At 67.0% G+C, this 24,485-nt stretch carries 24 protein-coding genes and 2 tRNA genes; 14 read left to right on the plus strand and 12 right to left on the minus strand.

What is annotated here, in order from left to right; all coding sequences use genetic code 11:
• Positions 1 to 6 precede the first annotated feature (6 nt).
• Positions 7 to 1,191, minus strand: coding sequence for a DUF418 domain-containing protein (locus AAHM44_RS14295; RefSeq protein ID WP_342250402.1), 1,185 nt, complete (start codon positions 1,189 to 1,191; stop codon positions 7 to 9).
• A complete protein-coding gene (locus AAHM44_RS14300; protein ID WP_342250403.1) occupies positions 1,184 to 1,798 on the minus strand; it encodes a TetR/AcrR family transcriptional regulator in 615 nt (204 codons plus the stop codon). The genes AAHM44_RS14295 and AAHM44_RS14300 overlap by 8 nt, the downstream gene beginning before the upstream one ends.
• A 190-nt stretch (positions 1,799 to 1,988) precedes the next feature.
• On the opposite strand from AAHM44_RS14300, the gene AAHM44_RS14305 reads away from it, so the two are divergent.
• The 8 genes from AAHM44_RS14305 (at position 1,989) to nadA (ending at position 8,097) form a co-directional block, all read left to right on the plus strand.
• Positions 1,989 to 2,312: a DUF1476 domain-containing protein gene (locus AAHM44_RS14305; protein WP_184169473.1), complete on the plus strand. Its 324-nt coding sequence runs from the start codon at positions 1,989 to 1,991 to the stop codon at positions 2,310 to 2,312.
• A complete protein-coding gene (locus AAHM44_RS14310; RefSeq protein ID WP_184169471.1) occupies positions 2,312 to 2,551 on the plus strand; it encodes a BolA family protein in 240 nt (79 codons plus the stop codon). Before AAHM44_RS14305 ends, AAHM44_RS14310 begins: the two co-directional genes overlap by 1 nt.
• Positions 2,552 to 2,557: 6 nt before the next feature.
• Complete coding sequence (grxD, locus tag AAHM44_RS14315; protein WP_269574487.1) at positions 2,558 to 2,881, plus strand: Grx4 family monothiol glutaredoxin; 324 nt, start codon at positions 2,558 to 2,560, stop codon at positions 2,879 to 2,881.
• Between the two features lie 441 nt (positions 2,882 to 3,322).
• Positions 3,323 to 3,691 (plus strand): BlaI/MecI/CopY family transcriptional regulator, encoded by a 369-nt coding sequence (locus tag AAHM44_RS14320; RefSeq protein ID WP_184169467.1) that lies wholly within the window; start codon positions 3,323 to 3,325, stop codon positions 3,689 to 3,691.
• Positions 3,688 to 5,295 carry a M56 family metallopeptidase gene (locus AAHM44_RS14325; protein ID WP_342250404.1) on the plus strand — a complete coding sequence of 536 codons (1,608 nt, stop codon included), beginning with the start codon at positions 3,688 to 3,690 and terminating at the stop codon, positions 5,293 to 5,295. Before AAHM44_RS14320 ends, AAHM44_RS14325 begins: the two co-directional genes overlap by 4 nt.
• Before the next feature lie 143 nt (positions 5,296 to 5,438).
• Complete coding sequence (locus AAHM44_RS14330) at positions 5,439 to 6,308, plus strand: MBL fold metallo-hydrolase (protein ID WP_342250405.1); 870 nt, start codon at positions 5,439 to 5,441, stop codon at positions 6,306 to 6,308.
• Complete coding sequence (locus AAHM44_RS14335; RefSeq protein ID WP_269574490.1) at positions 6,290 to 7,009, plus strand: DUF4230 domain-containing protein; 720 nt, start codon at positions 6,290 to 6,292, stop codon at positions 7,007 to 7,009. The genes AAHM44_RS14330 and AAHM44_RS14335 overlap by 19 nt, the downstream gene beginning before the upstream one ends.
• A gap of 68 nt (positions 7,010 to 7,077) precedes the next feature.
• On the plus strand, positions 7,078 to 8,097 hold the full coding sequence (gene nadA, locus AAHM44_RS14340; RefSeq protein ID WP_184170664.1) for a quinolinate synthase NadA: 1,020 nt from the start codon (positions 7,078 to 7,080) through the stop codon (positions 8,095 to 8,097).
• A 245-nt stretch (positions 8,098 to 8,342) separates the two neighbouring features.
• Here the strand turns inward: nadA and AAHM44_RS14345 are convergent, their stop codons facing one another.
• Positions 8,343 to 9,335, minus strand: coding sequence for a phytanoyl-CoA dioxygenase family protein (locus AAHM44_RS14345; protein WP_269574492.1), 993 nt, complete (start codon positions 9,333 to 9,335; stop codon positions 8,343 to 8,345).
• Between the two features lie 95 nt (positions 9,336 to 9,430).
• Between AAHM44_RS14345 and nadC the strand changes: the two genes are divergently transcribed.
• The gene (gene nadC, locus AAHM44_RS14350) at positions 9,431 to 10,276 is read left to right on the plus strand and encodes a carboxylating nicotinate-nucleotide diphosphorylase (RefSeq protein ID WP_342250406.1); all 846 of its coding nucleotides are present in this window, start codon (positions 9,431 to 9,433) and stop codon (positions 10,274 to 10,276) included.
• An 11-nt stretch (positions 10,277 to 10,287) separates the two neighbouring features.
• On the plus strand, positions 10,288 to 11,010 hold the full coding sequence (locus AAHM44_RS14355) for a ribonuclease T2 family protein (protein WP_342250407.1): 723 nt from the start codon (positions 10,288 to 10,290) through the stop codon (positions 11,008 to 11,010).
• Here the strand turns inward: AAHM44_RS14355 and AAHM44_RS14360 are convergent.
• The 5 genes from AAHM44_RS14360 to rpsA form a co-directional block, all read right to left on the minus strand.
• The gene (locus AAHM44_RS14360) at positions 11,007 to 11,438 is read right to left on the minus strand and encodes a DUF4112 domain-containing protein (RefSeq protein WP_446745991.1); all 432 of its coding nucleotides are present in this window, start codon (positions 11,436 to 11,438) and stop codon (positions 11,007 to 11,009) included. The genes AAHM44_RS14355 and AAHM44_RS14360 overlap by 4 nt on opposite strands.
• A 2-nt stretch (positions 11,439 to 11,440) precedes the next feature.
• On the minus strand, positions 11,441 to 12,904 hold the full coding sequence (locus AAHM44_RS14365) for an ABC transporter substrate-binding protein (RefSeq protein WP_342250408.1): 1,464 nt from the start codon (positions 12,902 to 12,904) through the stop codon (positions 11,441 to 11,443).
• A 158-nt stretch (positions 12,905 to 13,062) separates the two neighbouring features.
• A tRNA-Leu gene (locus AAHM44_RS14370) sits at positions 13,063 to 13,149 on the minus strand.
• 67 nt (positions 13,150 to 13,216) lie between these two features.
• Complete coding sequence (locus AAHM44_RS14375) at positions 13,217 to 13,495, minus strand: integration host factor subunit beta (protein WP_184169453.1); 279 nt, start codon at positions 13,493 to 13,495, stop codon at positions 13,217 to 13,219.
• Between the two features lie 177 nt (positions 13,496 to 13,672).
• Positions 13,673 to 15,385 (minus strand): 30S ribosomal protein S1, encoded by a 1,713-nt coding sequence (gene rpsA / locus AAHM44_RS14380; RefSeq protein ID WP_184169451.1) that lies wholly within the window; start codon positions 15,383 to 15,385, stop codon positions 13,673 to 13,675.
• Positions 15,386 to 15,690: 305 nt separating this feature from the next.
• Here rpsA and AAHM44_RS14385 point away from each other — a divergent pair, with 305 nt between their 5' ends.
• Positions 15,691 to 15,963, plus strand: coding sequence for a hypothetical protein (locus tag AAHM44_RS14385; RefSeq protein WP_184169449.1), 273 nt, complete (start codon positions 15,691 to 15,693; stop codon positions 15,961 to 15,963).
• A gap of 15 nt (positions 15,964 to 15,978) precedes the next feature.
• Here AAHM44_RS14385 and AAHM44_RS14390 read toward each other — a convergent pair whose 3' ends face one another.
• The 4 genes from AAHM44_RS14390 to aroA all read right to left on the minus strand — a co-directional run bounded on the left by AAHM44_RS14390 (position 15,979) and on the right by aroA (position 21,443).
• On the minus strand, positions 15,979 to 18,360 hold the full coding sequence (locus tag AAHM44_RS14390; RefSeq protein ID WP_342250409.1) for an HAD family hydrolase: 2,382 nt from the start codon (positions 18,358 to 18,360) through the stop codon (positions 15,979 to 15,981).
• An 82-nt stretch (positions 18,361 to 18,442) separates the two neighbouring features.
• Positions 18,443 to 19,072, minus strand: a complete 630-nt coding sequence (locus AAHM44_RS14395) for a (d)CMP kinase (RefSeq protein ID WP_342250410.1) — start codon at positions 19,070 to 19,072, stop codon at positions 18,443 to 18,445.
• A 59-nt stretch (positions 19,073 to 19,131) separates the two neighbouring features.
• Positions 19,132 to 20,121, minus strand: a complete 990-nt coding sequence (locus tag AAHM44_RS14400; protein WP_342250411.1) for a proline iminopeptidase-family hydrolase — start codon at positions 20,119 to 20,121, stop codon at positions 19,132 to 19,134.
• Entirely contained in the window at positions 20,118 to 21,443 is a 1,326-nt protein-coding gene (gene aroA, locus AAHM44_RS14405; protein WP_269574499.1) for a 3-phosphoshikimate 1-carboxyvinyltransferase, read from the minus strand. The genes AAHM44_RS14400 and aroA overlap by 4 nt, the downstream gene beginning before the upstream one ends.
• 102 nt (positions 21,444 to 21,545) lie before the next feature.
• Here aroA and AAHM44_RS14410 point away from each other — a divergent pair, with 102 nt between their 5' ends.
• The 3 genes from AAHM44_RS14410 (at position 21,546) to AAHM44_RS14420 (ending at position 24,484) form a co-directional block, all read left to right on the plus strand.
• Entirely contained in the window at positions 21,546 to 21,869 is a 324-nt protein-coding gene (locus AAHM44_RS14410; protein ID WP_184169439.1) for a TIGR02300 family protein, read from the plus strand.
• A gap of 83 nt (positions 21,870 to 21,952) precedes the next feature.
• Positions 21,953 to 22,028 (plus strand) — tRNA-Ala (locus AAHM44_RS14415).
• Between the two features lie 188 nt (positions 22,029 to 22,216).
• Entirely contained in the window at positions 22,217 to 24,484 is a 2,268-nt protein-coding gene (locus AAHM44_RS14420) for an FdhF/YdeP family oxidoreductase (protein ID WP_342250412.1), read from the plus strand.
• The last annotated feature ends 1 nt before the right edge of the window (position 24,485 follow it).

Below are 24,485 nucleotides of genomic sequence, written 5' to 3' on the forward strand. Positions count from 1 at the left end.
GCCTTCTCACCCGCCGGCATGCCGGTCGGCACGCCATTGCGGCCATTGACCGATGGTCATTGCGCGTAACAGCCACTCGGCGGGGCCATAACGGAAGCGCCGAAGCCACCATTGGCTCGCGAGCAGCTGGGCGCCGAAGATCAGGATGACCGTGCCGAGCGTCTGCGCGGTGGACAGTCGCCCGATCAGGCCCAGGCCATAGCCGTAGAAGATGAAGGCGCAGACCAGCGATTGCAGGAGGTAGTTGGAGAGCGCCATGCGGCCGGCGCTTGCCAGATAGTCGCGCCAGGGCTCGGTCCGGCCGGAATCGAATATCGTGAGCATCGCGGCCATCAGCGCCATCGTCAGGAATGGCGATGTGACGATGGAGAGGGCCAGTGCGGCCGTTTCAAGCGGAGAGCCGGGCGCGAGCTGCGTCGCCGCCGCATAGGCAAGGCCTCCCGGCAAACCGACCAGCAACCCCCAACGGGATGCCCGGCCGAGATATGGCCCATAGGTTTCGCGCGCCTCGAAGAATCGGCGGCGGCCGGCGACGAAACCGAGCAGGAACATCGCCAGTGCACAGGGTGCCTGGAGCAGGAGCAGCATCGGCAGGAAGGACTGCAGCTCTTCCAGGCGCTGGCCCACGATCGACGGCATCAACCCCCGAAAGGCAGCGGCGACTGCTTCGGCGTGCTGCTGGAGTGCCAAGGAATCCTGCCGCATCGGCTCGCTCGCCTGGAGGAGGGCCAGCAGCAACCAGAAGGCCGCTGTCGCCAGGATGATGGCGGCGGCGAGCCATAGCCTGGTTGCATCGCGCCAACGTCGTGCCATCAGGAGCAGGAGGCCCAGCACTGCATAGGTGGCGAGGATGTCGCCATGAAACAGCAGGACGGCGTGGCAGGCCCCGATCAGAAACAGCCCGGCCTGACGGCGCAGCATGCGCGGCAGGAACGCGGCCTCCGCCCTTTCCGCCGACTGCATTTGAAGGGTGACGCTGTAGCCGAACAGGAAGGAAAACAGCAGGTAGAATTTCAGCTCGAAGACCGTGGAGATCGCGAAGGCGAGGGCGCCGTCCAGCGGGGTCCTTCCGCCCGGCGGCATGAGCCCGGTCCCGTACCATGGCGAGGAGAAGACCATGGCGTTGACCACCAGAATGCCGAACAGGGCGCTTCCCCGGACCGCATCGATATTGGTGATGCGATCATGCATCGCGATCGGTCGCGTCGATGCCGAAAATGGCTCGGATCACGGTTGTCAGCGCGGCGCGCTCCGCCATGGGATCGAAGTTCCCATCGACGGCGACGCGGCTGAAGATCCCGTCGACCAGCACCATGAGGAAGCGGACGGCATGATCGGTCGGGATCAACGGATGCGCCTGGCCCCGGGCGGTTGCGTCCCGGAGGAGTGCCGCAAGCCCTTCCTCCAGCAGCCGATCACCGGCCATGCTCGCTGCGGCGACATCCGCGTCGCGCGCGCCCTCCGCTGCAATCTCCAGGATGAGCCGTCGCTCGCCCGGGTCGCTGGCGAGGTGCAGGATCCCGTCGAGGAAAGCGGCCAATGCCGCGGGGAATTGCGGTTGCCGGCGCAGGGATTCCATCCAGCTTGCGGTTTGCCGGCTCTGATCCTCCACGACGGCGAGGATGATCGCCTTCTTGTTCGGGAAATAGTGGAACAGCTTGCCCGAGCTCGTGCCGGCCTCGATGCGGATGGCCTCGGTGCTGGTTCTATGGAAGCCATCGCGCATGAAGCAGGCCCGCGCCGCGGCGAGGACGGCCTGTCGCTGGAAGGCATGTTTGACGGGATCGACGGTGCGCATGCGAATCCAATAAAAGAGCGAGTACTCTGTTTATTATTATTCCCGGGCTGACCGTCAAGCGTTGCGGCGCCTGCCGGGGTGCGCGCATGGACGAGGGAGTGGCCCCGGCCCGCCGAGTTCGGCGCCCACTCGCTTGCCTAGCGCCCATCGCCCCCCTATCTCCGCACCAAACGCCATATAGGGGACTGCAATGACCACGTTCGACGATCGCGAAAAGGCATTCGAGGCGAAGTTCGCCCGCGACGAGGACATGGCCTTCCGCGTCACGGCCCGCCGCAACAAGCTGGTCGGCCAGTGGGCTGCGGCCCAGATGAAGCTCACCCCGGAAGAGACCGACGCCTATGCCAAGGCCGTCGTCCAGGCCGATTTCGAGGAAGCCGGTGACGAGGACGTGATCCGCAAGGTGCTGGGCGACCTGCTCGCCGCCGGGGTCGAGGCCGATGACGCCGCGGTGCGCCGCGCGCTCGACGAGCAGACCGTCGAGGCACGTCGCCAGCTGATGGGCGAGATCTGATGCCGATGGCGGCCAGCGAGATCGAGGATCTCATCAAGGCCGGCATCCCCGATGCCCGGGTCGAGATCACCGATCTCGCCGGGGACGGCGACCATTATGCGGCGCGGGTTGTCGCGCCGATGTTCAAGGGCATGCCGCGGGTGCGCCAGCACCAGGCGGTCTATGCCGCGCTCGGCGGGCGGATGGGTGGCGTGCTCCACGCGCTCCAGCTCACCACCGAAGCGCCTGTCGAGGAGTAAGACCAAGTGACCGACGATACCCAGGCCCGCATCCAGCAGCTGGTCGACAGCAACAAGGTGCTGCTGTTCATGAAGGGCAGTCCGCTCTTCCCGCAGTGCGGCTTCTCCAGCCGCGCGGTGGCGATCCTCAACCATCTCGGCGCCGAGTTCGAGAGCGTCGACGTGCTCCAGGACCAGGGTGTCCGCCAGGGGATCAAGGAATTCTCCGACTGGCCGACCATCCCGCAGCTCTATGTGAACGGCGAGTTCGTCGGCGGTTCGGACATCATGATGGAAATGTACGAGAGCGGCGAACTCGCCCAGCTTCTCGCCGACAACGCCGCCGCCTGATCTCGCGGCACGCGTCTGGAATATCGGGCCGTCACTCCTTCGCGGGTGGCGGCCTTTTCGTGACGTCATGGCTGCACGCCGCCATGATGCGACGTCGTGACGCCACTTGCTCGATTCGTTCTGGGGAACCCGGGTCGGGTGGGTCGACGCGAGACCGGGGAAAGTAGCGGTCGACCCACCCTGAAATGAAGCGTTGAACGCTTGGGGTGCCCTATACTTGCAGTCCGCGTGCCAGTTTTCACGAACCCCGGATTTGCGCGGGTTTCACTGGTTAGCGAGGGTTAACCTGTTGTTGGACTTGTAAGCGATTCCGACAGTTTCGGCAGGTTGCGCCGACCATCCAGCAGCAAAGCCGTCAGTTTCCGTTCAGCCAGCGTTCACCCGCTTGACTACAAGCGTAATCGTGACGATTACAGGCGTAGTCAGCAAAAGAGGGACGTGATGACGGAACGGATCAGCGATGCAGAGCATGCCGTGATGGAAGTGCTCTGGGAGGAGTCGCCGCTCACTGCCCAGGAAGTTGCCGAGCGCGTGCCCACCGAGCGCGGCTGGAGCGCCAATACGGTCAAGACCCTGCTCGGCCGCCTGCTCGCCAAGAACATCATCGGGCACCAGGAAGAGGGCCGTCGCTACCTCTATCGTCCGCTGGTCGTCCGTGGCGACTATGTCGCGGGAGAATCGCGCAAGCTGATGGACCGGCTGTTCGGCGGCAAGCTGACTCCGCTGGTCGCCCATCTCGCCGAGCGCGATGAGCTTACCGACCAGGACATCGCCGAGATCGAGGCACTGCTGAAGGATCTCAAGCAATGACCGGCTGGATCGTCGAGACCTTCATCGCGAGCGCGCTGCTGATGCTGCTGGTGCTCGTCATCCGGGCACCGGTCCGCCGCGCCTTCGGCCCGCAAATGGCCTATGCGCTGTGGGCCATGCCGGTACTCCGGCTGCTGATGCCGCCGCTGCCCGGCGACTGGACCCTCACCAGCCTGATCGCTCCCTTCGTCCGCGAGGCGGACGTACCGGGGATCGTCACGGGGATCATCAAGCCCGAGGCACTGCCCGCCACGATCGACAGGAGCGCGGTGACGATCGTGGAGATCGGCAGCGGCAGCCATCCCGCCACGGCGGCGCTGGTCGCGCCCACCTATAGTGCGAGCGGGCCCAGCCTGCTGATCCTTGCCATCGGCCTGTGGGCGCTCGGCGCGCTGGCGTTCCTCGCCTATCACCTGATCGCGCACCGTCGGCACTGCGCCAAGCTGCTCCGGGCGGCGCGCATCGACCGCACCATCGCCCAGGGCAAGGTGCGGGTGATCGAGACCGACGCGGTTCACGGGCCACTCGCCTTCGGGGTGATGCGCAAATATGTCGCCTTCCCGTGCGACTTCAACGAGCGTTACGATGAGCAGGAGCGCGATCTCGCGCTCGCCCATGAGCTGGGCCACCATGTCCGCGGCGATCTGATCGCCAACTGGGTCGCGCTCATCGTCCTCGCGCTCCACTGGTTCAATCCGGTCGCCTGGCGGGCATTCCGTGCCTTCCGCGCCGACCAGGAAATGGCCTGCGACGCCCTGGTGCTCGCCGGCCGCGCCCAGGCACTGCGCCATGCTTATGGCCGTGCGATCGTCAAGTCCGCGCATGGGGGTGCGGTCTCGGCGGCATGTCACTTGCACACAATCAACGAAGTCAAAGGGAGGCTCCGCATGCTTTCGAAGACCCACAAGAATTCCCCCGCCCGCCTGGCCGCCGGCCTGGTCGGCACCACGGCGCTGGGCCTCGCCGCGCTCGGCCTCACCGCTTCCGGTACCCAGGCTGCCGAGACCATCAAGGTGAAGGTGGAGAAGGTAACCGGCATCAAGCTCGACCAGGACGTGCCCGCGCCGCCGGCACCGCCCGCGCCGGTCTCGCCCCAGGCCGTTCCTGCCGTACCCGAGGCCCCGGAAGCGCCGGAAGGCCCGGTCAAGGTCCGCACCTACAGCTATACGGTCACCGGGGACGGCAAGGACAAGAAGGACGGCAAGCGCGTCACCAAGATCGTGATGGTCCACGCTGACGGCAGCAAGACCGAGAAGGACATGCCGGACATCGACGAGCTTCGCTCCCGCGTTCCGGAAGTCCGCAACAGCAAGTGCACCGACACCACGGACGGCAAGCCGGTCGTCGAGAATTTCGAGCGGAACGGCAAGAAGATCATGATCATCTGCTCGAACCGGATCGAAAAGATCACTGTCCAGGCCGAGAAGGCCGCGTTCGAGGCGAAGCGGGTCGGCATGCGTTCGGCTACGATCGGCTTGCAGGTTGCCCGCCGCTCGATCGAGAGCCAGCCCGACCTCAGCTCCGAGCAGCGTGCCAAGGCACTGAAGGGCATCGATGAGGCGATCGCCGAGCTCGAAAAGGGCGGCGCCAACGCCGACAAGTAACCCGCGAGGGGAAGGGCGTTCGGATTGTTGCCCCTTTCACGAACGCCCTTCGACGGGGCCGGCTGCCACTCCTTCGCAGCCGGCCCCGTTTCGTTTTCGAGGCCAGTCTTGCGCTGCGCCGCCGCAAAGGCCATCTCGGGCGCATGGACATCCCCACGGACGCTCCGACCGGCCGGGCCATGGCGCTCGATCCGCTGGTCAACCGGGTGCTGGCGCCCAACCCGTCGCCCTTCACCTATACCGGCACGCAGACCTATCTGGTCGGCACGACCGCGCTTGCCGTGATCGATCCGGGCCCCGACGATCCCGAGCATATCGCCGCACTGATCGGCGCGATCGCCGGGCGCAAGGTGGTGGCGATCCTCTGCACGCACACGCACCGCGACCACAGCCCCGCCGCCGCGCCGCTCAAGGCGTTGACCGGGGCGCCGATCATCGGTTGTGCCCCGCTGTCGCTCGCCGATGCCGGCCCGCGCGCCGATGCCGCCTTCGACACCGGCTATGCACCCGATCGGGTGCTGGCGGACGGCGAGTCCGTCACCGGCCCCGACTGGACGCTCACCGCCGTCGCCACGCCCGGCCATACTTCCAACCACCTCTGCTTCGCGCTGACGGAGAGCGGCGCGCTGTTCAGCGGTGATCATGTCATGGGCTGGTCGACCACCGTGGTCGCGCCGCCCGATGGCGACATGGCGTCCTATATGCGCAGCCTCGAGGTGCTGATGGCGCGCGCGCAGGACCGCATCTACTTCCCCGCGCATGGCGAGCCGATCGAGCGGCCGCACCGGTTCGTGCGCGGGCTGATCGGCCACCGCAAGCAGCGCGAGGGCCAGATCCTGCGCCTGCTCAAGGCGGATGTCGGCGCGGTTCCCGCCATGGTCGAGCGCATGTATGTAGGCCTCGACCCGCGTCTCAACGGCGCGGCGGGCCGGTCTGTGCTCGCGCATCTGATCGACCTGCGCGATCGGGGGCTGGTGATCGAGGAGGGCGATAGTTGGAAGATGGCAGCGTGAAGCAGGGGAGCGGCTGCCTGAAGCTGCTGGGCGTGACGCTGGCGATCTTGCTGGCAATCGCCCTGATGCTTGGCGCCGGATTCTGGTTCATCGGCGACACGATCAAGCGCCAGTTCCAGGGCCCCACGCCCGAGACGGTTGCCCAGGCCAGCCTGCAGGGGCTGCGCGAGCAGAACCGCCTGTCCGCTTTCGCCGCCAAGTTCGTCGCGGTGGTGACCTCGAAGCAGAGCCAGCTGGGTCTTACCGCGCAGAAGACCATGATCATGCCGGGCAGCGTCCGCTACGAAGTCGATCTGTCGAAGCTCGGCCAGGACGACGTCACCTGGGATGCGGCGAACAAGCGGCTCACCATCAAGCTGCCTGCGGTCGAGGCGACCGATCCCGCAGTCGATCTCAACGCCATCCGCCAGTATGACAATGGCGGCATTCTGCTTTCGGTCACCAATGTCGGGGGCAAGCTCGACGAGGCGAACCGCAAGGCCGGGCAGCAGGAACTGCTCAACCAGGCGCGCTCGGGCCCGTACATGCGCATGGCCCGCGACGCGACGCGCCGCGCGATCGAGCGCAGCTTCACCATGCCGCTCAAGGCCGCCGGGATCGACGGCAGCGTCGAGGTGCTGTTCCCCGACGAGCTGAACCGCCCGAGCGAGCAATGGGACGTCTCGCGCCGGCCCGAGGATGTCATCAACAACAAGTGGTGAGCCCGAACGGCCTTGAACCCGGGCTCGCGCCGGGCCATGTGCGGCGCGGGCAAGGGAGTATGGTTGGCATGGACGCGCGCAACGGCATTGGCGGCAGCTTGAGCGGGCTAGATCTCCGCGCCGAGATCGATCGGCTGCGCAAGGAGCGCAACGCCGTCATCCTCGCCCATTATTACCAGAAGCCCGAGCTGCAGGACCTGGCGGACTTCGTCGGCGACAGCCTCGACCTCAGCCGCAAGGCGGCGGAGACCGATGCGGATGTGATCGCCTTCTGCGGCGTGCGCTTCATGGCCGAGACGGCGAAGATCCTGAGCCCCGAGAAGATCGTGGTGCTGCCCGACATGAACGCCGGCTGCTCCCTCGAGGACAGCTGCCCGCCCGAGCAGTTCGCCGCCTTCCGTGCCGCGCACCCGGATCATATCGCGCTGACCTATATCAACTGCTCGACCGAGGTGAAGGCGCTCAGCGACATCATCGTCACCTCGAGCTCGGCCGAGAAGATCCTCGCCCAGATTCCCGAGAGCCAGAAGATCATCTTCGGGCCGGACCGCAACCTGGGCGGCTATCTCAAGCGCAAGATCGGCCGCGACATGCTGCTCTGGCCGGGCGTATGCATTGTGCACGAGGCGTTCAGCGAAACCGAGCTGCTGAAGCTCAAGGCGCAGTATCCCGGCGCTCCGGTTGCCGCGCACCCCGAATGCCCGCCGCATGTCCTCGATCACGCCGATTATGTCGGCTCGACCCGCGGCATCCTGGAATTCTCGCAGGCAATGGACGGCGATATCCTGATCGTCGCCACCGAGCCGCACATCATCCACCAGATGCAGAAGGCGATGCCGGAGAAGACCTTCATCGGCGCGCCGGGTGCCGACGGCAACTGCAACTGCAATATCTGCCCGTACATGGCGCTCAACAACATGGAGAAGCTCTACCTCGCGCTGCGCGATCTCACTCCGCGCATCGAGATCGAGGAGGGGCTGCGCCTCCAGGCCAAGAAGAGCCTCGACCGGATGCTGGAGATGGCGTCGAGCACGGTCGGGCAGGGCGATCTCGGCGCGATCGGCGGCGACCCCACCAAGGGCGACTAAGGCGCGATCGACGCGCTCCAACACGCGTCCGGCTGCGACTCGCGAAAGTACACAAAGTACAGGCCTGGAACGGGTTTCGCCGGTGCTTGTCTTCCCTGTTTCCCGGGGAAGTCGTGCGTCCCGCAACATGATTGCGTGCGCGTGATCCTATTTTTCCAGCGGCTTCAAAGAGCGGCCGGCCATGGAGCCGGCGGCGCGAGCCCAGCAGACGAAATCCTACATTGCAAGCTGGCCGCCGCGGTGGCTCAGCGCCATTCCGGCTGGATGCCCATCGTCGCCGAATAGAAGTTCACATATTGCGCCAGCCTTGGCCGGTCGGTCGTGTTCGGGCTGGCGCCGTGCGGCAGGTCGTGCCGCCAGATGATCAGGTCGCCTGCGCGACCCGGGATGCGCACCGCGCGATCGCTCAGGTCCACCTTGCGTGGATCGGCATCCCCCAATCCGTCGAGCCATTCGAGCAACTCGTGATGGAAGCCGGGCACCAGCTCGAACGCGCCCTGGTCCTCGCTGGTGTCCGATAGATACAGCACCCCCTGGGTGGCGAAGGCGATCGGCGGCACCAGGCTTACATCCCAGTGCAGCCTTGGCGCGGCGAAGCTATGCCTGGGGTGCAGCGGCGCGTTGAAGCTCATCCGGTCGACGCGGCGCCACAGGTCGCTGGTGCCCCAGAGCTGGGCAAAGGCCTTGTGCACCCGGGCCGACCGCCGCACCGCTTCGAGCGCCGGATGCTGGAACAGCTGGACCATCATCCCCTGGCCGCGCGCCGAATACCAGGTTGCAGGATCGGACGGGTCGGCGCCGACGGTTTCCCAGAGCAGGGTCGCGGCCGCTTCCGCTTCCTCGGGCGTGACTGCGTCGTGCAGCACCACATAGCCGTGCTCTTCCCAATGGGCGAGGTCGGTGGAGTCCAGCGTGTCGGGCATCGCATCGATCGCCGCCAGCCGGGCGGCAACGGCCGGCGGGGGCGGGGCGCCATCCAGCGCGGCGTGGAACCGGGCGATTTCCAGCGGCTCGGGCGAACCGGCGGTGGCGAGGATCCAGCGGCGGAAACCGTCAAAGTCCGGTCTCTCTACGGCAAGATATTGTATGGCCTGCTCCGTCCCCAGCCCCAGCAGGTCGAGCAGCAGCTTGTCCGCCAGCCAGTCTTCGGGCGGCGCGGCGAGATGGCAGGCCTTGCGCTCCCAATATGTATGCAGACCACGGATATCCGGGAACAGGGCGGGTTCGACATCGGCCATGGGCTATCGATGACCCGGCGGGCTGGCTTCGGTCAATGGCATCCGTTCGGCAGGTCGCCATTGCCGCCACGGGGCATGGCTCCTAAGGGCAGCGCATGGCCTTTACGCTCGACCGCTTCGATCTCGACGCCTTCGTCGCCGCCACCCTTGCCGAGGATCTGGGCGACAAGGGAGACATCACTTCCGCCGCCGTGATTCCGGCGGATGCCGTGTTCACCGGGGTGATGGACAGCCGCGACGCGATCACCGTCGCGGGGCTGCCGATCGCCGAGGCGTTCTTCCGCGCGCTCGATCCCGAGGTGGAGATCGAGCGGCTGGTCGAGGACGGGCAGCAGGTGCCCGCCGGTACCGATCTCATGCGGCTGCGCGGCAAGGCCCGCGCGCTGCTCACCGCCGAGCGATCGGCGCTCAACACGGTGCAGCACCTGTCCGGCATCGCGACGATGGCGCGCGCCTATGTCGCTGCGATCGCCGGCACCGGCACGACCTTGCTCGACACCCGCAAGACGCTGCCGGGTCTCCGCGTGCTCGAGAAATATGCCACGCGCATGGGCGGGGCGACCAATCACCGCATGGGCCTGTGGGACGCGGCGATGATCAAGGACAATCATGTCGCCGTCGCCGGTTCGGTGGGCGAGGCGGCGCGCCGCGCGGTGGCCGCGGACATCGAGCACATCATCGTCGAGGTCGATCGGATCGACCAGATCGAGCCGGCGCTGGAAGCCGGCGCCACCCACTTGCTGCTCGACAATATGGGGCCGGAGACACTGCGCGAGGCGGTGGCGCTGGTCTCCGGGCGGGTGCCGACCGAGGCTTCGGGCGGGGTGCGGCTCGATACGATCCGTTCGCTTGCCGAAAGCGGCGTCACCTATGTCAGCGTCGGTCGCCTGACCCAGTCGGCTCCCGCCGCCGATATCGGCCTGGATTTCACCCAAGGATGAGGAAGATGGGGATGCGCAAGCTGCTTCTCGGGATCGCCGGCACCGGGCTCGCGCTGCTGCCGGGCATGGCATCGGCCCAGGCGCTGATGTGCCGCCCCGCCGCGGGTGTCGAGCGGCCGCGTCCGGACCTGCCCGATGCAAGGCAGCCGCGCCGCATCCTGCCGATCGGCAGCTATACGCTGGCACTGACCTGGAACCCCGGCCTGTGCCGCGCCGATGCTGCCAATCCGGAGAACCGCTTCCGCTGCAGCCGGAGCGCGCGTTTCGGCTTCACCCTGCACGGCCTGTGGCCCGACGGGACGGGCAAGACCTGGCCGCAATATTGCGCCGATACGCGCATCCTGCCGCCGACGCAGATCAAGCAGATGCTGTGCGCCACCCCCTCGGCCCAGCTGATCCAGCACGAATGGGCCAAGCACGGCACCTGCACGACCATGTCGCCCGCCACCTATTTCGCCACGGCCAGGCGGCTCTACGACCTGGTGCGCTATCCGGACATGGACCAGCTGTCGCGCGGCAACCTGACCGTCGGCCAGTTCAAGGCGCGCTTCGCTGCCGCCAATCCGAACATTCCGGCCGAGGCGATCCGCGTGACGGTGACCAAGGAGAACTGGCTCGACGAGCTGTGGCTCTGCCTCGACACCGGGCTGCGCTATGAGCGCTGCAAGCCGAACAGCGGCGGGGCCGCGGACGGCGCCGCGCTCAAGATCTGGCGGGGTGGCGGCCGCCGTTAACGGTGGTCGATCGTCGAGGTGCCCGGGTGGTGCCGGTCGAGGTGGCGCTTGATCAGCTTCAGGTTGCGGCTGTTCGACTTGAACAGGAAGTCGGCTGCGTCGCCCACCACGGGCACCAGGCCGATCGCCCAGTCGAAGCCGACATTGCCGAGCATGCGGATCATCGTCGTCTTCGGCATCTTCAGGTTGCGGGCTTCCCAGACGATGTAGAGTCCGAGCAGCGCCGCGATCACGTCGCCGCCGATGGGGACGAGCCCCAGGATCGCGTCGAGGCCGACCTTGGCCTTGGTGCCGGGGATGGGCACGCTGCGCTCGAGCAGATGCTCCATCGCCTCGATCCGCTTGCGGACGTCGGCCGCATGCGTTCCCAGCGGCAGCGCACTCGCCGCCGCCCTTGCCCCCGAAGCCATCCGCGTCGTCTTCGCCACGTTCACCTCGTCTCGTTGCGCAGGTGGTTCAACGGGTGCCACGCCCGGGCGTTCCCCTGCCAGGCCTGCAGCCGCAGCGCGACGATAGACCATCGGAAGGGCTGGGCGATAGGGATGTATGCGATGTCGGCGGTGAGCGCGGCGTCGGCATCGGCGATGCGTGCGGCGCGGGCGTCGAGGTCGGGCGCGTCACGGCCCGCTTCGATCAGCGCCTGGGCCTGGGGCGAGCAGGCCTCGCACGCGGTGGCGACAAACCAGCGGGCGCTGTCATAGGGCGCGACGGCATCGATCAGCCGCAGGTCGGCGGGGGCGTCCTGCGCGACGCGGACCGGGGTCAGCCGGATAGCGTAGAGCGCTTCGGCGATTCGCGACCAGACAAGATTGGCGCCGGGGCCCGAGGGCAGGGCTACCCGTATGGTGACCGGTCCCGGGTGGCTTCGGCGCCAGTTGGCTACGGTATTGCGGGCATTCTGCCGGCGCGCGTCGAGATCGAGCGATGCCCAGGCCGGTTGGGCGGGGGCACTGGCGGAATCGAGCTGGCTGGGCAGCAGCGTCTCGACCGGGGCCCAATCGGGGTGGATCTGACGGGTGAGCGTGGGACGGTCGATCGCCATGGCGATTGCCGCGCGGTTGGCCTGATCTGCGAAGAAGCCCTCGCGCGAGGCGACGGCCAGGCCGAACAACCCGAGTGCGTTGTCGAGCTTCACATTCGGGCCAGCGATGCCGACCACGCCGACCAGGGGCCAATCGACAAAGCTGCCGCCCAGCACCAGGTCGGACTGTCCTTCCCGGAAACGGGCGAGCGCCATCGAGGCGCGCTCGCCGCGGAACTGCAGGGTCTCCTGGGGGCGCGGTGCCGCTGCCTCGTCCGGATCTCCGGGTTCGGGGACGGGCCTGAGCAGCACGCCCGCGCGGTTCTGGGTGGCGCGGAACGGGCCGCTGCCATCGAGCTTGTCGAGCCGGAACACGGCCATCTCCGGCTGGGCGAACAGCTTGAGCAGGTCCGGGCGCGGGCGCTTCAGCCGCACTTCGATTACCTGCGGAGTCATCTCGACGATCTCGTCGATCACCGCGAGGAAGGGGGCGAGCGGATTGCGCGAACGCGGCTGAATGGCGCGGCGCAGGACACGGACGACTTCGCCGGCGGTGACGGCCTCGCCATCGGGCCAGGTCGCGTCGTCACGCAGCCGGAAGATGTAGCTGCGGCCGTCGTCGATCACGATCCAACGCTCGGCCAGGCCGGGCTCGATCTGGCCGGTGGCGTCGAAGCGGACCAGTCCCTGCGCAGCCGCGCCCATCAGCACGCGGTGCGCGGGATCCAGTGGGCCGGTATCGGGATCGGCGAACGTGCTGCCGCTGCCGATGGCGCTCACCACCACGACGGTGTTGTCGCGCCGCTGACCCGCACCGCCGCCACACGCCGCAAGCGCGAGCAGGGGCAGCAGGGCAAGGAAGCTTGGGCGCATCGGGGAATGGATCCGGCTGGGGTATGCTTGGTGTATGGCGCCGCGCATGGGCTGCCAACCCCCGCCGATCCGGCGATGCGATCATGGTCGCCGAGGCGACGGTCGGGGCAATCCGGCCGTGGCGCCTGCTTGGGGTGGCGGGGATGCCGGCTCAGCGCTGGTGCGGACGGCGGGACTCGAACCCGCACGCCCCGAAGGGCAGAAGATTTTAAGTCTCCGGCGTCTACCGGTTCCGCCACGTCCGCATCGTGCAGGCGCACGAAGCGCATGCGCAAAGCATCGTCAAGCACGCGCGCCATCCGGCGCGCGGCGTCAGACGTTCAGCTTGATGCGCATTTCCTTGCCAGGCTTGAAATAGGGGACGCGCTTGGCGTCGACTTCGACCGTCTCGCCCGTGCGCGGGTTACGGCCGGTACGCGCATCGCGTGCGCGGGTGGAAAAGGCGCCGAAGCCGCGGAGCTCGACCCGGCCGTCCTGCTGGAGGCGGCCGACGATCTCATCGAAAAAGACGGACACGATCTTCTCGACCTCACGGACCGAGAGGCCCGGATTGTCCTGCACCAGCAACTGAACCAGTTCCGAGCGGATCATCCGCAACCCTCCCTTTGCGCACACGGACATGCGGATTCCGTGCGAACACCAATCCCTTACGGACTCTCTAGCCCCGTTCAGCAATCTTCATCAAGGCGAAGATTGCTTATTAACCTATGATAATCGGGAATAATCGAAAACGGGGAGCGGTTTTGCCGCTCCCCGTTCCGAAAGGTCTTAGTTCTTCTCGTTGCGGGCCTTGAGGGCCTCGCCGAGAATGTCGCCCAGCGACGCGCCCGAATCGGACGAGCCGTACTGCGCAACAGCCTGCTTCTCTTCGGCGATCTGCATCGCCTTGACCGAGAAGGTCGGCTTCTTCGAACGATCGAAGCCGGTGACCATCGCGTCGAGCTTCTGGCCGACAGCGAAACGCTCCGGACGCTGCTCGTCGCGGTCGCGGCCGAGGTCGGTGCGCTTGATGAAGCCGGTCGCGCCGTCTTCGCCAACCTGCACTTCGAGGCCCGCGTCGCGGACTTCGAGGATGACCACGGTGACGACCTGGTTCTTGTTGAGGCGATCGGCCGAGGCGGTCGAACCGGCAGCGGCAACGCCACCACGCTCGAGCTGCTTCATGCCGAGCGAGATGCGCTCCTTGTCCGGCTCCACGGCGAGAACGATGGCCTTAACGACCTCGCCCTTGCGGTGCAGGTTGAGCGCGTCCTCACCCGAGATGCCCCAGGCGATGTCCGACATGTGGACCATGCCGTCGACGTCGTTGTCCAGGCCGATGAACAGGCCGAACTCGGTGGCGTTCTTGACTTCGCCCTCGACTTCGGTGCCGACCGGGTGGGCAGCGGCGAAGGCTTCCCACGGATTGCCCTGGGCCTGCTTGAGGCCGAGCGAGATGCGGCGCTTCTCGGCGTCCACCTCGAGCACCACGACTTCGACTTCCTGCGAGGTCGAGACGATCTTGCCCGGGTGCACGTTCTTCTTGGTCCAGCTCATCTCCGAGACGTGGACCAGGCCTTCGATGCCCGGCTCCAGCTCGACGAACGCACCATATTCGGTGATGTTGGTCACGCGGCCCGACAGCTTCGCGCCGACCGGGTACTTGGCGCCGGCGCCATCCCACGGATCGCTCTCGAGCTGCTTCATGCCGAGCGAGATGCGCTGGGTGTCGCGGTTGATGCGGATGATCTGCACCTTCACCGTGTCGCCGATGTTCAGCATCTCCGACGGGTGGTTGACGCGCTTGTAGCTCAGGTCGGTGACGTGCAGCAGGCCGTCGATGCCGCCCAGGTCAACGAACGCACCGTAATCGGTGATGTTCTTGACGACGCCGTCGATGATCTGGCCTTCGGCCAGGCTCTGGATGAGGCCCGAACGCTGCTCGGCGCGGGTCTCTTCGAGCACGGCGCGGCGCGACACGACGATGTTGCCGCGCTTGCGGTCCATCTTGAGGATCTGGAAGGGCTGCGGGATGTCCATCAGCGGGGTGACGTCGCGCACCGGGCGGATATCGACCTGCGAGCCGGGGAGGAAGGCCACTGCGCCCGAGAGGTCGACGGTGAAGCCGCCCTTGACGCGGCCGAAGATCACGCCCTCGACGCGAGCCGACTTGGCGAACTCGGCTTCCAGCTTGTCCCAGGCGGCTTCGCGGCGGGCGCGGTCGCGGCTGAGCATCGCTTCGCCGTTCGCGTTCTCGACGCGATCGACATAGACTTCGACTTCGTCGCCGACCTTGAGGTCAGCCTTCTGGCCCGGCGCGGCGAATTCGCGCAGCGGCACGCGGCCTTCGGACTTGAGGCCGACGTCGATGACCGCGAGGTCGTTCTCGATGCCGGTGACGGTGCCGATCACGACGCGGCCTTCGAAGCCGTCTGCCTGACCGAGGGTCTGTTCGAGGAGAGCCGCGAAATCGTCGCGGCTCGGATTTGCCGTAGTGGCCATAAGGGTTTCAGTTCCTAACAATGTTTTTCCGGCCAGCCGGTTGGATCCGGCGGTCTTTGGGCCAGAGTCGCCGCGGCGGCCGATCGCCGATCGCGGCATCCGTCGCGCAGGAGCAAGCGGAGGAAGGACTAGCCGCCGGTGAAAGCGAAAAGGGCGCGTGAGAGTCAACTCTCCGCGCCTTCCTCCGCGGGCACTGCCCGCCGGACGCGCGCGCCTTAGCGGAAACAGCCCTTATCCGCAAGCATTGCGGAGAAGCGGCCGGGATGCGACGTGCGGGCTTTGGGGCCAGGTTGCAAGGATTCGAGATGGTATACGAGAACGAGCATTTTGAAGGGGTTACGGTAACGCTGGACGGCAATACCTACCGGAATTGCAGCTTCAAGGACGTTCGGCTGCACTATTCCGGCGGACCGGTGGAAATGGCGGAGTGCGGGATGGACCGCTTCTCCTTCCAGTTCGGCGGCGATCTCGCCCAGGGATTGAACACGCTCTACCAGCTGTTCGGCACCGAAGGCATGCTGCAGATCCTGCGCGGCTTCACCGAGCCGGGCGAAGGCGAGGTGGAACTCCGGCGCTAGTGCGAGGGCGGCCGGTCAGGCCGCCACGCGCAGCTCCGCTGCTGCCTTGCGGGCGACGACGGGGCGGAACACCAGCGACAATACCATGGGCTCGGTGCCCGCCGGCGGGGCTGCGATCAGCACGCCGGTGGGACCAGCGCGGAACAGGCCCGGGCTCATCTGCTCCATCGCGTCCGCGGTCGCCTGGGCGGGAACGGTGGACGCGGTCTTGCCGTCCCACATGTCCTCGAGCGGCATGAAGCCGAACTCCTCGACCTGGACCCATTCGCAGATCTGGCCGAGCTGCACCGCGACCACCGGCCGCTGCGGGCCGACCGGCACGCGGACGTGATAATAGCCTTCGGCCGTCGGCCAGGCCGTGAAGTCCATCACCCCCTGCTGCGCGGCACCGGCCAGGATCACCGGCACCTTGATGCCGCCGACCTCGAAATCGGTGGAGCGCAGATCGAGCTTGAAGCGCGAGGCGGTGAAGTTGGCGAGGCTGACCGGCAGGCCCTGGGCCTGAAGCTCCGCCGACATGAACTGGGGCAGCTGATCGTTGTAGAAGGTGAGGCCGCGACGGCGCAGGCCATGCCGGCCGCGCCCCTTGTCGACCAGGGTCACCGACGCGGCGCTGCCCATGTTATAGTCGAAATCGAAGCTCTCGAAGACGCCGACTTCGCCGGCATTGGGCAGGAAGAACAGGCGCGCGAAGCTGGCGGCGGCGGCGCGGCAGCGGCTGTCCAGGTCGTCGGCGCGGGGCGCGCGCACGCGGCTGGGGCCGGCGGCTTCCGAGACGAAGTCGAGACACGCGGCCTGGACCACGCCGCGGGTGGCGTTGCTCGCGGCCTTGGCATCGGTCTTCTCGCGCACCGGCGTGCCATCGGCATCGAAGTCGATCGTCGAGCCCTGTTCGACATTGCAGAGCTGCTCGAGCACCACGATCGAGCGCGACAGCGCATGCAGCGTGCGATAGTCGAAGTTGCGGACATCGATCATGCCGCGCTTGTCGAGGCCCGACTGGCGCTTCTCGCGCAGGAAGATGTAGCGGCCACTGACGCTGACGTTCATCGCCTCGGCGAGGATCGGGGTCAGCAGGTTCTGGACCGTGCCGTTATAGCCGATATCGACCAGCATCACCGCATCGCCCCGCTCGACGCCGGCGGCGGAGAGATGCGCGACGATCTTCTTGAGGAAGGCGTTGCGGCGGGTGAAGATCTTGCGCTGGATGTCGCGATCCTTGCGCACCCACTTCACGAACGCCTCGCGCTCCACCTTGGCCGCGTCGGCATCCGTCGCCTTGTCGTATTTGGCATATTCGTGGCTGAACAGCATCAGCTGGCGCGCCAGCGAGCGGACCGGCAGGCGCTCGGTCCATTCCTCGAGATAATGGTCGAGGAACTTCTCGTCGGCGATGCTGCCGCGCAGCGCGACGAAGCGGCTGATCTCGACCGTGCTGGCGCCCATCTCCGGATAGAGCGCGTCGAATACCTTCCAGGGCAGATAGCCGTCGCGCATCACGAACAGCGGGCGGACGGGCTTGCCGGCCTTGGCGCTGGCTTCGTCCAGTTCGTTCTTGAGCCAGTGCGCGAAGGTGGCGAGGCCCGGGCCGACAATGTCGTGCCCGAGCATATAGGCAGGATCGTCCGAGCGGCGCATCGCGATCTGGGCGCGGTGGGGCTGGGCGACGGGGCGAGTGATGCCGCATTGCGGATCGAGCATCAGCGCGGTCGCCGCCTCCATGCGCAGCCGCGCGGCGGCATCGGCGTCGAACTGGACGAGATGCGCGGCATGCAGGCCATGCTCGATCGCGGAATCATAATCGGCGGCGCGATTGTCGCCGACATGCAGGATCTTGTCGGGCGAGACGCCGAGCGCCTCGAGCACGTGCGGGAACAGCCCGTCGCGCTTGCCCTCGCCATAGGCATTGGAGACGAAAACCTGGTCGACCAGCGCCAGCACATCGTCGCCCGCGGCACCGGCGACGTGCGCACGCAGCTGGGCCTCGGTCAGGTACATGTCGGAGACGAGGATCAGCTTGAGCCCACGGCGCTTGGCCTCGCGCATCAGCGCGACGGTGGGAGCGAAGGCGAAGGCGTGATTGGCCTCGATCGCCAGCTCGCGGCCGATCGCGGCCTCGATCTCGGCGTCGTCGGCATTGCCCAGCATTTCGCGATAGATGTCGGTGAGGCCCACTTCGCGGGCGCCGGTACGCAGATAGGCGCGCTTGCGGGCATGCGATTCCGCCCACATGCGCGGCTCGACGCCGCCGCCGGTGAACTCGATATCGGCGAACACGTCGGTCGGCGCATGGGTGTTGCGCCAGATCAGCGTGTCGAAGCAATCGAGCGACAGGACTTCGATCCCGTCAGGCGCCTGGTCGAGCAGCTCTGCGATCTCGAACGCGCGCACCGTCATCTGCATGGTAATCCCCCGGGGTTCCTCCGGGACAATACTGAGCAGTCATGGTTATAAAGGCGTTAACCAGAATCGCGCGGTCTCAGGCGGTCGAGTTGGTCTTGCTCTCGACGATCGCGATCGCGCGCTGCACGGCGGCGTCGATCGAGAGGAAGCTGGTGTCGAGCAGGGCCGCGTCCGGCGCCTGGAGCATCGGCGCCTCGCTACGCTTGGAATCGCGCTCGTCACGGGCGCGGATGTCGCTGAGCACCTTGTCGAGGCTGGTGAGCACGCCGTTCTTGCGCAGCTCGAGATGGCGGCGCTGGGCGCGGATCATCGGGGTCGCCTTGACGAACAGCTTCACATTGGCGTCCGGTGCGATCACCGTGCCGATGTCGCGCCCGTCGAGCACCGCGCCGCCGGGCTGGCGGGCGAATTTCTTCTGCCGATTGAGCAGCGCGGCGCGGACCAGCGGGTGCGCCGACACGACCGAGGCGACCTTGCCCACCTCGTCGGTGCGCAGCCAGGGATCGTCGAGCAGATAATCCTCGAAGCTGCAGGCCGAGACGGCATCGGCTTCCTTCGACGGATCGAGATCCTCGCGCAGCACGGTGGCGGCGACGGCGCGATAGAGCAGCCCGGTATCGAGATGCGGCAGCCCGTAATGCTGCGCGAGGGCGCGCGCGATGGTGCCCTTACCAGAGGCTGCCGGTCCGTCGACTGCGATGATCATATGCCCGAGCGTTCGCGGCACGCGGGCGCGGCGTCAAGCGATTCGGACATGAATCGGCATCAAATACCGTCGTGACGCGACATCCAGTCGCGCAGCAGGGCAAGATAGGCCTCGGGTTGATCCGACAGGATCGAATGGGCCGACCCCATCACTTCCTTGAAGGTGGCGCCGGGCGCCCGCGCGGCGAACTTCGCGACGGTCTCGGGCCGGGCCTCGTCATATTCGCCGCAGACGAACAATGTCCTGGGGCCATCCAGCTTCCCGAGCAGCGGCTCGCCGTCATAGTCGCGCAGCGTGCCGGTCGAGACGAACTCGGCCTTGCCCCACATCCGGTTGTAGAGCGTATCGCCGGCGTCGCGCGGTGCCCTGGCACGGTATTCGGCGATGCCGTCGGCGCGCTTCGAGCGGATCACGTGGCGGCGGTAGAAGTCCCAGGTCGCGGCCTCGCAGGTCGCTTCCGGGGGCGGGGCGGCGGTGTCGCACTTCTCCAGCGTGGAGCGGACTTCGGCCGGCATCCGCGCGCGGAGCAGATTGGCGTCGGCGATCCAGCTTCTTGTCGAGACCAGTGGGGACTGGACGATCAGGCTGGCGGTGCCGGGCCGCCGGCGGGCGCCATATTCGATCGCGAGCGTGCCGCCCCAGCTGCCGCCGCCGACATGCCAGCGGGTGATGCCGAGCGCGTCGCGGATCCGGTCGATCTCGTCGACGAAGCGCTCGACCCGCCAGTTCTTCGGATCGAGCGGGGCGTCCGAGCGGCCGCTGTCGAGCTGGTCCCACAGGATCACCGCACGCTCGCCGGCGAGCGCGGTGAGGGGCAGGAGCCCCGAATGGTCGCCGCCGGGGCCGCCATGCGCGTAGATCAGCGGCGGGCGCGGGCCCTTGGGGTCACCGTTGATCCGGACATAGACGCTGCCGCCCTCGACCGGGACCATCAGCTCCCGGTCCGGCGTGAACCGGATATCGCTGCCGGCAATCCGTGCCCAGGCGGGCAGGGTGATCGCGCCGGCGGCGAGGCCGCCGAGGAAAGCGCGGCGGCCGATCGGGGTCATGCGGTCAGGCTGTCCAGCACGTCGAAGAATGCGGGATAGCTGGTCTGGACCGGCGCGACATCGTCGATGGCGATCGGCGCGGCGGCGGCCAGGCCAGCGACGGTCATGCTCATCGCGATGCGGTGGTCGAGCTTCGAGACCGCCGCGCCGCCACCCGGGATCGGCGCGCCGCCGGTGCCGGTGATCGCCAGGCCGTCGTCAAACTCCTCGAGCACCACGCCATTGGCTTCGAGCGCGGCGCGCATCGTCGCGATCCGGTCCGATTCCTTGACGCGCAGCTCATGCGCGCCGCGCGCCACGGTGCGGCCCTCCGCGACCGAGGCGGCGACGAACAGGATCGGATATTCGTCGATCATGCTCGGGGCGAGCTCGGGCGGGACCTCGATGGCCTTGAGCGGGGCATGGCGGACACGCAGGTCGGCGACCGGCTCGCCGCCGACTTCGCGCGAATCGACCGCCTCGATCGACGCGCCCATCATGCGCAGGGCCTGGATCAGGCCGGTGCGCGTCGGGTTCATGCAGACATTGGCGATGGTGATGTCCGAGCCCGGCACGATCGAGGCGGCGACCATCCAGAAGCCTGCCGAGGAAGGATCCCCCGGCACGACGATGTGCTGCGGCTTGAGTTCCGCCTCGCCGCGAATCGAGATGATCTTGCCCTCGGGGCTGTCCTCGACGGTCAGCTCGGCGCCGAAGCCCTTGAGCATGCGCTCGCTATGGTCGCGAGTCGGCACCGGCTCGATGACGCGGGTGATGCCCGGGGTGTTGAGGCCGGCGAGCAGCACGGCCGACTTCACCTGGGCGGAGGCGACGGGAAGGGTGTAGGTGATCGGCACCGCGGGATTGATGCCCCGCAACATCAAGGGGAGCCGGCCGCCCGGGCTGGCCGTGATCTCGGCGCCCATCTGGCTGAGCGGCTCGATCGCGCGACCCATCGGGCGGCTGGAGAGCGATGCGTCGCCGGTGAAGGTCACGGTGATCGGATGGCTGGCCACGAGCCCCATCAGCAGGCGCGTCGAGGTGCCCGAATTGCCCATGTCGAGCGCACCCTCGGGCTGGAGCAGTCCGCCGACTCCGACTCCGTTGACCGTCCACACGCCGTCTTCGCCGCGCGTGATCGTCGCGCCCATCGCGCGCATCGCCGCCGCGGTGGCCAGCACATCCTCGCCCTCGAGCAGCCCTTCGACCCTGCTTTCGCCGACCGCGAGCGCCGAGAACATCAGCGAGCGATGGCTGATCGACTTGTCGCCGGGAACGGTGACTCGGCCCTTCAGCGGACCACGGGAGGAGACGGCGAGCGGGCGGGGCGTGGCGGTAGACATAACGCGCGGCTTTGACAGCGCCCTTGCGGCATGGCAAGGCGCGCCCCACTTTCCGGGACAACATCCCGAAATCCGAGATTTTGAAAGGCGAAGAGGCAACACATGGTGAAGCCGGAATGGGGCACCAAGCGCGCGTGCCCGAAGTGCGGTACGCGCTTCTATGATCTGACCAAGGACGAACCCGTCACCTGCATCAACTGCGGCTTTGCATGGGATCCGGAGCCCATCCTGAAGTCGAAGCAGCCGCTTCCCTTCGAGATGGTCAAGAAGGACGGCGAGAAGCCCGAGACCGAGGACGGTGATCTCGGCGACGAGGATCTGGACATCGGCGACGACGACGAGGAGCCCTCGGCGGACGACGACGTTGATCTGGGCGGCGACGACGACCTGGGCGTCGAGACCGGCGGCGACGACGAAGAGCAGTAATTTCCGGGAAAATGGCAAGGGTCGAAAAAAGGCCCTTGCCAGACCCGAAGGGCCCATCTAGAGGGCCCGTCTCCCGAGGAAATGGGGCCGTAGCTCAGCTGGGAGAGCGTCGCAATGGCATTGCGAAGGTCAGGGGTTCGATCCCCCTCGGCTCCACCATTCCCTCCTTGTTTTCCAGCATGATGTGATCGCGCCGCGAGGCGCCCCGCGCCGGGCGGCCGGCGCAGCGATGCTGGGCTCGCGTTCCTTCCTCGCGACATTCCCATACCTTTGTTTCTCCTGCTCCGTCGCGCACGATCGGCTAGCTGTGCTAGAGCATCGATGCCGGGCGGGACGGAGTGAAGCGAATGGGCGAGAGCAAGCCACGGTACAAGCGCTACGACCATCCCGCGGGCGGCTGGGGCGCGGCGGCGGCCACCGCCAAGGTGCTGCTCGAACAGAGTGTCGTCACCAAGGGATCGCGTGCGCTGCTCTCGATGAACCAGCCCGGGGGCTTCAAATGCCCGAGCTGCGCCTTTCCCGATCCTGAGTGCAAGAAGACGCTCGAATTCTGCGAGAACGGCGCCAAGGCGCTGGCCCACGAGGCGACCAAATTCCGGGTCACCCGCGATTTCTTCGCGCAGCACAGCGTCACCGCGCTCAACGAACAGTCCGATTACTGGCTGGAGATGCAGGGCCGGCTGACCGAGCCGATGCGCTATGATTCGGCGACGGATCATTATGTGCCGGTATCGTGGGACGATGCCTTCGCGCTGATCGGCGATCACCTGCGCCGGCTCGACAGCCCGCACCACGCGGAATTCTATACCTCGGGCCGCACCCCGAACGAGGCGGCGTTCCTCTATTCGATCTTCGTGCGCGAATTCGGAACCAACAATTTCCCGGACTGCTCGAACATGTGCCACGAGCCGACCAGCCGCGGCCTGCCGCCGGCGATCGGGGTGGGCAAGGGCACGGTGATCCTCGAGGATTTCGAGCATACCGAGGCGATCTTCATCATCGGGCAGAATACCGGCACCAATTCGCCGCGGATGATGACCAACCTGGTCGAGGCGCGGAAGCGCGGTGTGCCGATCGTGGTGGTCAACCCGATGCCCGAGCGCGCGCTGATCAAGTTCACCGAGCCGCAGGACGTGGTGCAGATGGCGACCTTCGGCTCGACGCCGATCGCCAGCGAGTTCGTCCATATCCGCATCGGCGGTGACCTCGCCTTCCTCAAGGGCATGATGAAGGTGATGTTCGAGCGCGAGGATGCGGGCGAACCGATCCTCGACCGCGCCTTCCTGGCCGAGCATGTGGTCGGGCTCGACGAACTGCGCGCCGATGTGATGGCGCAGGACTGGGACGAGATTGTCCGCGTCTCGGGGATCGAGGAAGCGCAGATCCGGCGCTGCGCCGAGGTCTATATCCGGTCGAAGGCGACGATGATCTGCTACGGCATGGGGCTGACCCAGCATCAGCTGTCGTCGCGCCTGCTCCAGCAGGTCGCCAATGTCCTGCTGCTCAAGGGCAATTTCGGCAAGCCCGGCGCCGGTATCTCTCCGATTCGCGGCCATTCCAACGTCCAGGGCGATCGCACCGTCGGCATCGACGAGAAGCCGAGCCAGGCCTATCTCGACCGGGTGCGCGAGGTGTTCGGCTTCGAGCCGCCGCGCGAGCATGGCCATCACACCGTCGAGACGATGGAGGCAATGCTGGACGGCACCGCCCGGGTGTTCATCGGGCTGGGCGGCAACTTCGTCCGCGCGGTGCCCGATACCGACCGCGCCTATGCCGCGATGCGCAAGCTCGACCTGACCGTGGGGATCGCGACCAAGCTCAATCGCGGGCACCTGATCCACGGCAAGGATGCGCTGATCCTGCCGGTGGTCGCGCGTTCCGAGCGTATCGAGACCGAGGCCGGCGAGCAGTTCGTGACGATCGAGGATTCGATGTCGAACGTCACCGCGTCGCGCGGGGTGCTCGATCCGGCGAGCCCGGACTGCATGCCCGAGGTGGAGATCGTCTGCCGCATGGCGATGGCGACGCTGCCGGCCTCGAAGGTCGACTGGGCGAGCTATATCCATGACTATGGAGCGATCCGCGACAAGATCGCCGAGGTCTATCCGGAGATCTATGCGGCCTTCTCGGAGAAGATCCGCAATCCCAAGGGCTTCCACCTCGACGTCGCGCCGCGCCGGCTCGTCTGGAAGACGCCGAACGGCAAGGCGAACATGCTCATCCTGCCGGGACTGGAAGTGGATTCGCCGGTGGACGATCCGCAGATGCTGCGGCTGGCGACGGTGCGTTCGCACGACCAGTTCAACACGACGATCTACAGCTATTCCGACCGCTATCGCGGGGTCTACAACGACCGGATGGTGCTGTTCATGAACGCCGAGGATCGTGCCGCGCGCGGGCTCGAGGCGGGCGCGAAGATCGCGCTGGAGACGATCAGCAGCGACGGCTTGGCCCGGCGGGTGGAGGGGCTGACCGTGCTCGACTATGCGATGCCGCGTGGTGCGGTGGCGGGCTATTATCCCGAGCTCAACCCGCTGCTGCCGCTGGATCATTACGACAGGATCAGCGGCACGCCCGCCGCCAAGTCGATCCCGGTTCGCGTCGTTACGGGTTAGC

It is taken from the genome of Sphingomonas sp. OTU376, from assembly GCF_038440415.1.
Classification (GTDB): domain Bacteria; phylum Pseudomonadota; class Alphaproteobacteria; order Sphingomonadales; family Sphingomonadaceae; genus Sphingomonas; species Sphingomonas kyeonggiensis_A.